9 protein-coding genes are annotated in these 12,167 nt (G+C 50.7%); 2 read left to right on the top strand and 7 right to left on the bottom strand.

The annotated features are described in order from the left end of the window. Positions 1-8: 8 nt before the first annotated feature. The 5 genes from THEBA_RS12270 to THEBA_RS12290 all read right to left on the bottom strand — a co-directional run bounded on the left by THEBA_RS12270 (position 9) and on the right by THEBA_RS12290 (position 5,737). Entirely contained in the window at positions 9-752 is a 744-nt protein-coding gene (locus tag THEBA_RS12270) for an ABC transporter permease (protein ID WP_014731808.1), read from the bottom strand. Continuing rightward, a complete protein-coding gene (locus THEBA_RS12275) occupies positions 736-1,830 on the bottom strand; it encodes an ABC transporter ATP-binding protein (RefSeq protein WP_014731809.1) in 1,095 nt (364 codons plus the stop codon). The genes THEBA_RS12270 and THEBA_RS12275 overlap by 17 nt, the downstream gene beginning before the upstream one ends. Next, positions 1,823-2,944 carry an ABC transporter permease gene (locus THEBA_RS12280; protein WP_014731810.1) on the bottom strand — a complete coding sequence of 374 codons (1,122 nt, stop codon included), beginning with the start codon at positions 2,942-2,944 and terminating at the stop codon, positions 1,823-1,825. The genes THEBA_RS12275 and THEBA_RS12280 overlap by 8 nt, the downstream gene beginning before the upstream one ends. A 59-nt stretch (positions 2,945-3,003) precedes the next feature. Continuing rightward, positions 3,004-3,918, bottom strand: coding sequence for a glycine betaine ABC transporter substrate-binding protein OsmF (gene osmF, locus THEBA_RS12285; RefSeq protein ID WP_041928283.1), 915 nt, complete (start codon positions 3,916-3,918; stop codon positions 3,004-3,006). Positions 3,919-4,339: 421 nt separating this feature from the next. Further along, complete coding sequence (locus THEBA_RS12290) at positions 4,340-5,737, bottom strand: mercuric reductase (protein ID WP_014731812.1); 1,398 nt, start codon at positions 5,735-5,737, stop codon at positions 4,340-4,342. Between the two features lie 475 nt (positions 5,738-6,212). On the opposite strand from THEBA_RS12290, the gene THEBA_RS12295 reads away from it, so the two are divergent. After that, entirely contained in the window at positions 6,213-7,151 is a 939-nt protein-coding gene (locus THEBA_RS12295) for a 4Fe-4S dicluster domain-containing protein (protein WP_014731813.1), read from the top strand. A gap of 165 nt (positions 7,152-7,316) precedes the next feature. Next, complete coding sequence (locus THEBA_RS12300; protein WP_014731814.1) at positions 7,317-8,150, top strand: mechanosensitive ion channel family protein; 834 nt, start codon at positions 7,317-7,319, stop codon at positions 8,148-8,150. Between the two features lie 1,561 nt (positions 8,151-9,711). Here the strand turns inward: THEBA_RS12300 and THEBA_RS12315 are convergent. Continuing rightward, positions 9,712-10,911, bottom strand: a complete 1,200-nt coding sequence (locus tag THEBA_RS12315) for a glucoamylase family protein (RefSeq protein ID WP_014731816.1) — start codon at positions 10,909-10,911, stop codon at positions 9,712-9,714. Beyond that, entirely contained in the window at positions 10,908-12,164 is a 1,257-nt protein-coding gene (locus THEBA_RS12320; RefSeq protein WP_014731817.1) for a glucoamylase family protein, read from the bottom strand. The genes THEBA_RS12315 and THEBA_RS12320 overlap by 4 nt, the downstream gene beginning before the upstream one ends. Positions 12,165-12,167 lie beyond the last annotated feature (3 nt).

Raw genomic sequence — 12,167 nt, forward strand, 5'->3', positions numbered from 1 at the left:
GTCCGCAGTCATCCCGACGATATAGTCTTCTCTAAATTCCCCAGAAATGCGTCTACCGAAAAGGCGAGAAGAGCCGCCGGAATAGCCCCCTCGAGCACAAAGGCGGGATTCTCCGCAACGAGTCCTGCGATGATGGGCGATCCCAACCCTCCTGCCCCTATCGTTGCACCGACAGTCGCTGTGCCGATGTTTATCACCACGGATATCCTTATTCCCGACATTATGACCTTCAGCGCAAGTGGGAATTCCACTTTGAACAGCGCCTGCCATGAAGACATCCCCATACCGTATGCGGCTTCGCGAACATCGGGAGGAATGTTCTCGATGCCGGCAATCGTGTTCCTCACTATAGGCAGAAGTCCGTAGAGAAGCAGAGCGGCCACTGTCGGCTTGAATCCAAAGCCGAGTAGGGGAACGGCGAGAGCCAGCACTGCGACGGGCGGAAAGGTCTGGCCAAGAGAGCTCAGGTTCGACACAAGCGGCAGATACTGTCTCCCCATCGGCCGCGTGACCAATACCCCAATCGATATGCCGATAATCGTGGCAAGTCCGCTCGAGACAAGGACCATCCACATATGTTCTGCCACGAGTTCAAGCAGGGTTCCTCTCGGGTGGAGGACCTCCCTCTCTTCCGGAAAGAGCCAGCCTAGAAAGTTCTCCCATAAAGCCATGTTGGAAATGAGGAGAATGAACGCCAGCAGAAAGATCCCCAGAAAGATCCATGACGAAAGTCTGCTATTCTTCCCTGTCACTTCTCGTCAACTCCTGAATCTTCGCTAGGCTTATCTGACCGAGAAAGCGTCCCGATTTCTCCACGACGGGGAGTGCCACTGTACCGCTCTCAAGCATCCTAGAAAGCGCCTCTTTGACAGTGCTGTCGGGGCTCAAAACCTCCTCCTCGAGCATTTCAGTCAATGCCTCCCTGATGGGCAACTCCCTGTTTGAATGCGAGACATCCACCCAACCGACAAGTCTCCTCTCTTCATCCAGCGCCCAGATGAACTCCTCTTTCGTCATACCAAGCTGGTCCCAGTTGCCGTCGACGTCTATCGTCTCGCACTTTTCTATGTATTCTGTGACCGGTATTCTGGAGAGCCTCTTTAGGGCCCTGTCGGACCCCATGAAATCGTGAACGAACTTCTCTTTAGGTCTTGCCAGAATCTCTTCGGGGGTATCGAACTGAAGTATCCTTCCCGCCCTCATGACCGCAATCCTGTCGGCAAGCCTTATCGCCTCGTCTATATCGTGAGTTACGAAGACTATCGTCTTATGAAGCTCCTCTTGAATCCTGGCGAACTCGTCCTGCAGTCTCACCCTCGTTAGGGGATCGACCGCCCCGAAAGGTTCATCCATAAGGATTATCGGCGGGTCGGCCGCAAGCGCTCTCGCGACGCCCACTCTCTGGGCTTCCCCTCCCGAAAGCTCTTTGGGGAGCTTGTTTGCGTAGGACCTCGGCTCAAGCCCGACTAATTCGAGCAGTTCGCTTACCCTTCTCTCTATCTTCGATTTTTCCCATTTCAGCAGTTTGGGAACGGTCGCGATGTTATCCTTCACGGACATATGTGGAAAGAGACCTACGTTCTGGATGACGTAGCCTATCCCTCTTCTTAGACTCATGACATCCATTTCCTTCACATCTTCTCCATCGATGAGGATCCTGCCGCCGCTAGGTTTAACGATTCTGTTTATCATCTTGAGAGTCGTCGTCTTACCGCACCCAGACGGCCCAATAAGAACGGTGAGCTCTCTCGAGGGTATTTCGAATGTTATATCTCTCACAGCTACGGTCTCTTCATCGTATTCCTTCGTGACATTCTCGAATCTAATCATCGGCCACCTCCGAAACGAGCCCTCTGGGCGTCAGAATAGCTATCAACAATTGCATAAGAGAATCGACTATCAGGGCAAGCGCCACGATCGGCAACGCTCCGAGAAGTACGAGATCCATGGCGGCCTGGCCAAGACCCTGAAAAACGAAGACCCCAAGACCCCCGGCTCCAATGAGCGCGGCCATCGTCGTATTGCCCACCGCCTGGACGGCCGCCGTTCTTACTCCTGCAAGAACTACCGGCAGCGAGATCGGAATCTCCACCTTTCCTAGGACCTGCAACCTGCTCATCCCCATGGCCCTGGCGGCCTCAACCGTATCGGCCGGAATGACTTTCAGACTCGAGTAAGTATTTCTAACGATAGGAAGGAGTGAATAGAGAACGAGGGCTATCATAGCTGGCGCCCAGCCGACTCCCGTTATCCCGAGCTCCCTCAGGAAGGGGAGACTCCGAGAGAGATACGACAGCGGCGCTATGAGAAGCCCGAAAAGCGCTATGCTCGGAATCGTCTGTATGAAATTCACCACACCAAAGACCGGTTTCTCGACCTTTGGCAAGCTGTTGGCCGCCACTCCAAGGGGCACTCCGATTATCACCCCAGCCACTACGGCTCCGCCGGCGATCAGAAGATGCCGTACAGTCTCTTCGAGAAACCTGTCGCTCCTGTTTGCGTACTCCTTCATGATCGCTAGCTCCCTGAGATGACCGGAGCCGAGAAGAACTGCGAACGAAGCGATTGGGATCAGAACGAGCAGTGACGACAGTATCCTCTTATCCTTCAGTTTCCTTCTTGCCGCAAAGACGACCACATAACCGGCCAGAAGGAGAATCCACAAGCCGGTGGAAGGGGAGACTCTGGCAAACGGCCCCGTTTCCGAGGCGATTTGAATCGCGCTGCTACCTGCAAGGAAGAAACCGTATACCGGGGCGAGCCCACCTGCAAGGCCCATCAAGAAGTAGTATCCGCTGAAAGAAAGCAAGATGGTGACACCAGAGAACGCCAGAAGAACCACGAGGCCAATTACGGAAACCCTGGCCAGGCTGACCGGCAAAGCTGCGGAAATTCTCGTCTCCTTCACCGAAAGAAAACCTGGAAGCAGTATAGAAAACAACATGATGGCCACTCCAAGAATGGCCATCATATCTTTTCGTCGCGCAAAGGACGCCATAGGCTTTAATCTATCAAAGACTTCGACTTGAGATACTGTTCGGCTACGTCGCCCGCGTCCAGGCCCTCAATCGCTATCGAAGCGTTCAAGGACTGAAGCGTCTCCAGATCGAGAGATTCGAAGACCGGCTTTAGCAGTTCTCCGATCTCGGGGTACATCTCGAAGATCTCCTTTCTCACTATCGGGGCAGGCTCATATACTGGCTGCACGCCTTTGGTATCTTCAAGGACGACCAGCCTCAGAGCCGAGAGGGCACCATCAGTACCGTAGGCCATAGCCAGATTTACCCCGTCGATGCTTTGCGCTGCGGCTCTGATCGTCTGAGCGGTGTTTCCTCCGGAGAAGGCCAGAAGCTGATCGTTGGAAAGCTCAAAGCCATATGCCTCCTGGAAGGCTGGCATCGCATCGGCTCTCGTAAGAAACTCCTCGGAAGCGGCAAGCTTGATGAAGCCTCCACCGTTCACATAATTCGCAAGGTCCTCGAGAGTCTTGATTCCTTCACCGTCGGAAATATCCTTTCGGATAGCCAGAGCCCAGGTGTTGTTTGCCGGGGCGGGGGTAAGCCACACGAGTCCGTTCCTTTCAAGATCGAGGGTCTTCACCGTCTCATATCCGGATTTCGCGTTCTTCCATACCGTGGGATCGGTGTCATCGAAGAAGAACCCTCCGTTGCCCGTGTACTCAGGGTAGATATCTATCTCTCCGGCAGTGATCGCCTTTCGAATGACGCTCGTCGTACCGAATTCAGTCTTGTCTACAACCTCGAATCCATTCTTCTCGAGGACAGTTACAATCATCTGGCCCAGGAGCGCGCCTTCCGTGTCTATCTTCGATGCCACCGTAATCGGCCCCTTCAGTGCAAAACCTGAAAATGCTATGAACAATAATCCAATTAAAATCAATCTCTTCACAATAAACAACCTCCATCATTTGTATTGCCGATAATTATACTCCATTTAATTGTACACTATCACACTTGATTTTCAATGCTTCGGCGAGTATGTAGGTCCACAATACTCAGATCAGAATCGATAACGATTTGAAAATAGCTTCAATCCTGAGATTCAGACTTTGTTTATAAGGTCTTTAGAGATCGCCTTTCTTGCATTCTTGAAAAAGAGCCAATAAGAATTTTTCTCTCCAAGGATAGATTCTTTTCGAAATACCATGACTGTCCAAAAAAATACTAAGAAGGGGTAGAATGCGAATTGCGGGGAAGCGAAGGATTTTCCTCCCGGTGAGGAGATAGTTTTACTAAGCGCTGCTGCCTTAGGAAGACTTCTAGTTTCTCCTTGCAGCTAAAATGCAGTATAGAAAATGAAGTAATGACGTTTTCTTCCGCTAAGTATCCAGTCCCATGAAAACATTGTTAAGAGACTCTGCAAACGTCGGGTGTGCGAAAATACCATCTCTCAGCGAAGTATAGGGAAGATTACCCATCATTGCAATCTGAATTGCAGACATGATCTCGCCACCCTCCACTCCCAGAATCGCTGCTCCAATAATCCGGTCTGTCTTCGAATCTACAAGAGCCTTCATCATTCCACGCGTCTCATTCGTTTCGATCGCCCGAGCCACTCTATCAAAGGGGAGAGTCGCCACACGGAATTGACGTCCTTGACTAACAGCTTGTTTCTCAGTAAGACCTATCCTGCCAAGTTGGGGATCTATGAACACCACGTATGGAACAAACCTCTCTTGTATCGTCAAACCCCTCCCGTTTACGAGATTCTCTTTCATTACCCTGAAATCATCGTATGAAATGTGGGTGAAGGCGGGCCCGCCCTTGACATCTCCGATGGCATATACATTCTTGGTTGTGGTCTCCAGCTTACTGTTGACCTCAATAAAACCTCTACCGTCAACCTTAACTCCTGCCCTTTCGAGATTAAGATCAGGAGTGTTGGGTACCCTTCCGGTCGCCAGTAACAAGTGACTTCCGACTACCGGCTTTTCCTTATCCGAAAAACGTAACCTTACACTATTCCTGTTGCCTTCACAACTATCGATTTCTATCGGTTCTGATTCCAGTAGAACATCTATGCCTTCACCTCTGAGAATCTCCAGAACCAACGTCGCAATGTCCTCATCTTCAAGTGAAAGCAACTGCTTATCCCTCTGAATTATCGTTACCCTGCTTCCAAAACGCCTGAACATCTGACCGAATTCAAGACCCACGTACCCACCACCAAGGACTATCAAGTGCTCCGGAAGTTCGTCGAGTTCCATTATCGACGTAGAGTCGTGTGCTTCAACTCGTTCAAGACCAGGTATTTTTGGAGTTGCCGGGCTCGTTCCTGTATTGATCACAATTGTCCTTGCCTCAATTAGCTCGGTCTCCCCCTCCTTAAGCCTTACTTCAAGCTCTCTGTCACCAACAAAACTTGCGCTGCCTTCAATCAGAGAAAGGTTAGGAGAATCAATAATCCTTTTCCTGCTGCCTTCTCTGAAGCTCTCAACAACTTGTCTCTTTCGCTGAATAACCTTCTGAATATCGACTGAAGATTCTCCCGCAACAACTCCGTATTCCTCTGATCGCTGGACAAGATGCGCCACTCTTGCACTTGCTATCATGGTCTTCGTTGGCGTACATCCTTCATTTACACACGTTCCTCCAACTGCCTTCCTCTCGACAAGGGCAACCCTCCATCCCTCATCTGCAAGGGAGAGTACGAGGGGAGTACCTCCCTGGCCGGAACCAATGACTATTGCATCAAATTCCCTTTTCCTATCCTTCATTTCACCACCATCCTGATATCGTTACTTGTAGTTTCGTCCTTCGCAGACCCCTCGAGAGTTCATCTGAAACAGAGGGAACAAGTCGATGCTCTTCCAGTTACCCCAATGAAGATGTGATACCCGGTTGTCCTCTAAAGAAGAAGTCAGATGATTTGCCCTTACAGGGGAGAACTACGAGGATCGGTATAAAGAAATCCATTCTGCCGATTTCCAAATAATGATCGGAATTCCGAAGATTCTTCTCGGAAAAAGCCGTTTCCACAAAAACAGTATAGCATCGTTGAATCGGAAACGGCCGCAGTTAGCAGTCTCACACCGAAAGTTGTTCAGCAGAGAAACTGCAGCGCCGGGACGCTAATCCGTAATGAAGATTCTCTCCCTTCTTCACCTCTATACTCAATTATAGGGCAGTCGAAGAGTGCAAAGGGACTGATTGTATAATTGAAAGACATATTGCAAATCGGTGGTGAAGAGAATGCGCAGATACGATGAGCGCAACACGATTTTTGCTCGGATGAATTATGAAGCCGGTACTCCTGAGTACTGCGACTACTACTCTAGACATCCCGAGTTGAAGGAGATAGATGACGAGCTTCGCGAAAGACCCGATCTCTGCGACAGAAATTCTCCTTCTTACGATCCTCTAGATGCTTCAGAGGTGAGTTCGAATTTCTCCCTTGTTGCCAGTCTACGAAGCCTGTGTGATGGAAAACCATCTAGTGAGAAGCTTCACGTAGATATAACAACCGCTACCGAGACAATCAAACGCATCGCTATTGACAGCGGCGCGGAACTCGTAGCCATAACGAATATGAAACCCGAGTTCTATTATAGCCACAGGGGAAGACATAGAGAGAATTATGGGGATGAAATAAGCTTACGGCTTCCCTTCGGAATAGTCTTCGCTGTCGAGTTGGACGGCGAAATGATAGATGCTGCACCGGCCATGCCAGCAATGGTCGAAAGCTCCAGGAAATACTTGAAGGCAGCCATGATCGGACTGACTATCTCGTACTTCATTAGGGGGCTGGGTTACTCCGCCAGAAATCATATGGACGGAAACTATCTCGCAGTTCTACCGATAGTCGGTGCCGCCGCCGGACTTGGGTTAATAGGAAGGCATGGCCTTCTTATCTCCTCCAGTCTAGGACCAAGAATGAAGCTGGGACTTGTGACCACTGAAATGCCCTTGAAATGTACCCCACCACTGGAAAAGAATCTCGAGCGATTCTGCAGCGACTGCGGAATCTGTTCCCGCGAGTGTCCGGTTTCCGCAATTCCCGGCTGCGAAGGACAAAAAGCCAATGATACGCCAAGATGGAAGGTTGACCACGAGCTCTGCTACTCCTACTGGAGAAGAAACGGGACGGACTGCGGTATTTGCATAAGAGTCTGTCCATTCTCCAGAGTATAGGTTTCTCAAAACTTGAAGATCATCTTGACGGAAAGCTCAAACAGTAGATCTTTCAAACTCCATTTCAGCTCTTCTATTGATCCAGAAAAGCCACCAGCCTCATCGGGGTTGGGTTTTCCAGGGATCTATGTAAGAATTGTTATATAGGAAGAAGGAGGGAAAATCATGAATGATGTAATCCAAACAATAATCGAATGGGCGATTAGAATCGGGATCAGCATCGCAATCCTTCTGGTTGCAAAATGGCTTTCGGGCATCTTCTACAAAGCATTCATTAAATTCACTGAGAAGACATCCGTTGTCTCCATTCAATATCGGAAGACAATGAGAACGCTGTTCAACCTCGCCTTCTATGCTCTGGCGGCCTTCATAATTATCTCGGTTCTCTTCAAGAATCTGGCTCCCGTTCTCGCCGGTCTCGGAGTATCCGGTATCATTGTCGGTCTCGCTGTCAAGGAGCCTCTAGAAAACCTAATCTGCGGGATACTAATAATGATAAACAAGCTAATCTACGAGGGAGAGGCAGTTGACATCGGAGGGACATCCGGAGGAGTCCAGGAGATCAAACTCAATCACGTGCTCATAAAGACATGGGACGGAAAGCTAGTCACGATCCCTAGCAAAAACGTCTGGGCAGCAACGATTATTCACTTCTGGCCCGACAACATAAGACGAAACGATCTCAACGTCGGGGTTTCCTATTCGAGCGACCTGAACAAAGTCATGAAGATCCTGGAGGAAGCCGTAAATTCTTACGAGAAGCTTTACGTCGATGACAACCACAAACCGATGATACAGTTCACCGGATACGGCGCGTCTTCCATAGACTTCGTCGTCAGGTTCTGGGTAGAGAAGGCAAACTTCATAGACTCAAGCACCGAACTGGCAAAGATCATAAAATCCAGATTCGACGAAAACGGCATAGAGATTCCTTTCAGCCAGCTCGATCTCCATATAAAGGACGGCCACACAGAAGGGAGAAACGAGGTTAGAGGTTAGAGGTCAGTGGTCAGAGGTTGGAAGAGCAAAAGAGTGGTCCACCGTTGAATTGTTCTCCGTTCTCCGAAAAGAATTGTTGCAAGTTCCAAGATGCAAGTTGCAACAAGAAGAAAGAAGACCTTTTTCTAAAGGGCGATGAGGTAAGCTCGTTATTGGCATTCAACAAGAGAACATCATCGAGATTCTGAATCAAGTTCAGAATGACGAATTCTTTCGCTCAGCGACCAGCGGGTTTTTTCTCTTAAGCGCACAGCGGTTCTTAGGATAGAGATGCTGAAACAAGTTCATGACGCGAAGAGCAGGGTATCGATTACAGGGTATGGGGTCTCGTGAAGAGAACCGGCAATCAATTCAGGGTTTCAATGCAACTGAGGAAGTTGTCCAGGCAGCGATTCGTGGAAGTCCCTCACTCTGTCATCCCGGACTTGATCCGGGATCTGGTTTTGATCCTCTCGGAGGACGGTGGAGCCTTGACGGACAACGCTGTTTTCATCAGCCACCAGCGGGTTTTTGCTCTTAAGCGCTCAGCGGTTCTTTTGTTCGCAATTTGGAACGGACTACTTGCAACTGCTCTTCTAAGGACGGGTCCATGATCTTGGAAGGACCAAGGACGGCTTCTTTCAGCATGACTGTAAGTGCCGTTCTCGCAATCGCGTAACACTGTCATCCCGGACTTGATCCGGGATCTGGTTCCAAGAACGAACAACCTGGACGCGTAGCGTCGGAACGAAGAACCAGCGCTTCTTGGCGGCGGTGGACCGTTGACGGACAACGCTGTTTTCATCAGCCACCAGCGGGTTTTTTCTCTTAAGCGCACAGCGGTTCTTAGGATAGAGATGCTGAAACAAGTTCATGACGCGAAGAGCAGGGTATCGATTACAGGGTATGGGGTCTCGTGAAGAGAACCGGTAATTAATTCAGGGTTTCAATGCAACTGAGGAAGTTGTCCGGGCAGCGATTCGTGGAAGTCCCTCTGTCATCCCGGACTTGATCCGGGATCTGCTCTTGGAAGACCGGGTTGCGGGTAGCAGGTTGGGGGTTGGTCAGGAGCAAAAAAGAGATTGACCCAGTCCTCAAGAAGCAATTCAAAGCCATCTGATCAGAACCAACTTATTTCGTCATCCTGAAGCGCTCCTGTTCAGGATCTGGGTTTTTTCAGGAATTGTGGTTGGTGGTAAGAGGTTATGGTCGGAAAGAGCGAAGTGAAACCGGTTCTCCGTTGGACGGTTCTCCGTTCTCCGAGGAGAACCCGTTGCTCGTTCAAGAGCGAGGATCTGTTCTTCGTTCTTGGTTGAAATCATAAGAAGTAGCATCAAGATTCCGACCAGGAGCTTTGTCGGAATGACAGAATCTAGCCCTTCCGCAATAACGATATGTTGGTATCCCACGGAGCCTGCCCCAATGAGCCTGCCCTGAAATGCTCTTGTTCAGGGCTCCTGTTTGGGATCTCCTGTTCAGGGTCATCCCGGACTTGATCCGGGATCTGGTTCCAAGAACGAACAACCTGGACGCGTAGCGTCGGAACGAGGAACCATTCTTATGTTCTTTCCAAGGATGGCTCTTACCACTCTTCCCGCCGTGAGAAGCCCAGCCTTTCGAGGCCGTTTTTTATGTATTCGCTACCCATGGTCAGTTCCCAGATCATTCCGCTTCTGTAGTTTTCGATCATGAGCAGCGTTATTCCCTTGTCTATGCCGATGACCCTGTCCGAGATCCAGTTTCTGTCGAGGTTGTAGGCATCTAGAAATCCGTACTCGCTCCAGAGTTCCGGCACGTTTTCGAAGTAGTGTTTCACTGTCTCTTCGACTATCCCGGGGACGAATACGATCGAGCCAAGCGCTCCACAGGGTGGCACGGTTCCGTCGATTCTGTGAGCGGTGTTGGATTTGGCCGAAGGCGGCGCTCCGAAATCTCCCCTGTAGCCATCCGGAGAGTCGCAGGCGGTGAGTCCCCAGGATCTTTCATGCAGGGTTCTGTAGTTTTTCCCCTCGCTTGAGCAGTACTTCCAGTTGGCCAGAGAGGCCCTGATGGAGTTCTCGAACCAGTCGATTCCGTCCCTGTCGCGGATTTTTCGGAAATCTATCCAGGCGTGGCTGAACTGATAGGTGAAGAGCGAGCCAGTGTATGTGTGGATCACTTCCAGCTCTTCGTAGGTCCCCCTGTCTCTGGCGAAGGAGTAATAAAGCGACGGGTCCGTCGGGCAGGTCGGAGAGGCGGCGCCCAGTACGTACATGATTATCTGTTCGGCGTAGCGATCCCACCCTCCCCAGAAGCCACGTTCGTAGCTGTAGCCCATATAGAAGCAGTTTCTCTCCCCATTCACGTACCAGGGGAAGTTCACCCGTCCGTAAATGGTCCTGAAAAGCTCCGACGTCTCCCCGCCGAAGTATTCGGCCGCGACGAGCCCGCCCATGAGAAAGAGCGCGGTGTCGATAACCGAGACTTCCGATCTGTAAGCCCTCCTGCCTTCGATCATATCTATGAAATGCACAAAGAAGCCTTCTTTCTGTTCAACGTTGTTCAGGAAGCTCTTCAGCGTCTTTACCGCTCTTTCTTCGCCGCTCTTTCTGCTTATCCAGCCCCTTTCAACACCTACTGGCAGGGCCGATAGGCCGAAGCCCACCGAGGCGATGCTCGCAACGTTTCTGTCTTTCGTGTTGTCCCTTATCAGGCCGTAACCCCTGTCGGAAAGGGAGGACTCCTTCCAGAAGAAGTCGAACGACGATCTCTCCTCGAGATCCAGTATCTCTTCAAACTTCATCTTCTCTCCACCTCGAAACCCAGTCTATCGAGCCCGTCTACTATGTATTCGCTCTCCATAAGTATATTCCAGACAAGATCGTTTCTGTAATTTGAGATCATGAGCAGCGTTATTCCCTTGTCTATGCCTATGTAATCGGAGGCGAACCAGTCGAGGTCGAGGTTGAACGAGTCCTTCAGGCCGTACCCGCCCACGAGGTCTGGCAGTTCGTAATAGGCCTCGAGAGCCTCTAGAGACCTGTCTGGCAAAAAGACTATCGATCCCAGCGCGCCGGCCGGGGCGAGCGTGCCGTCGACTCTGTGAGCGGTGCTGTTGTTTCCCGAGGGAGGCGTTCCAAGAAGTCCGTTGTATCCGCCCGGTCCGTCGCAGGCCGTGACTCCCCAGCCGATGACGAAGCCGGTGTACTGGTCGGCGTTGTCTTTGCAATAGTTGTAGTTGGCCAGAGAGGCCCTGATGGAGTTCTCGAACCAGTCGATTCCGTCCCTGTCGCGGATTTTTCGGAAATCTATCCAGGCGTGGCTGAACTGGTAGGTGAAGAGCGAGCCGAACCAGGAGTGAATGAACCGCTCCCCTTTGTAAGAGCCCTCGTACCTCTTGAAGGAGTAGTAAACGACCGGATCGATCCTGTATTTGGGATTGGGAGCTCCGGCCGCCAGGACATACATCATGAGCTGTTCGGCGTAGAAGTCCCAGAATCCCTGAAAGCCCTTCTCCGGGTAGTAGGCCATGTAGAAATAGTTGTTGCGGTAATCGATCATCCTGTTCCAGTTGACCCTTTCGTACAGGGCCGATGCCTTTTCGGCGACCTCTCCGCCGAAGTACTCTCCGGCCGTCAGGGCGCCGCAGAGGAAGATAGCCGTGTCGATCGTCGATATTTCGCAATCCCAGGCCCTCTCTCCTGTGTTGAAATCAAGAAAGTGAAAGAAGAAACCGTGGAAATTCTCAAGCTTCAGGAAGGTGTCCAGAGTTCTCGAAGCCCTTTCAAAACCGTCTTCGTAGCTGATCCAGCCTTCCTCGACACCGATCGGTATCGCGGTCAGCCCGAAACCCACTGCCGCGATGCTGGCTATCGATGGATTACCGGGAAACCTGTCTCGAACCAGCCCATAACCTGGAGAATGATCCAGAGTATTTGTCTGTTCCCAGAAATAATAGAAGGAACCTTTGTATTCCCTCTCAAGATTTTGAGAACCTGTGGCGAAGACGCACAGCAGTATTAAAAGAGCGGTGAGGCAGCTTTTCAGGTTTTTCATTCG

Source organism: Mesotoga prima MesG1.Ag.4.2, assembly GCF_000147715.2.
GTDB lineage: Bacteria > Thermotogota > Thermotogae > Petrotogales > Kosmotogaceae > Mesotoga > Mesotoga prima.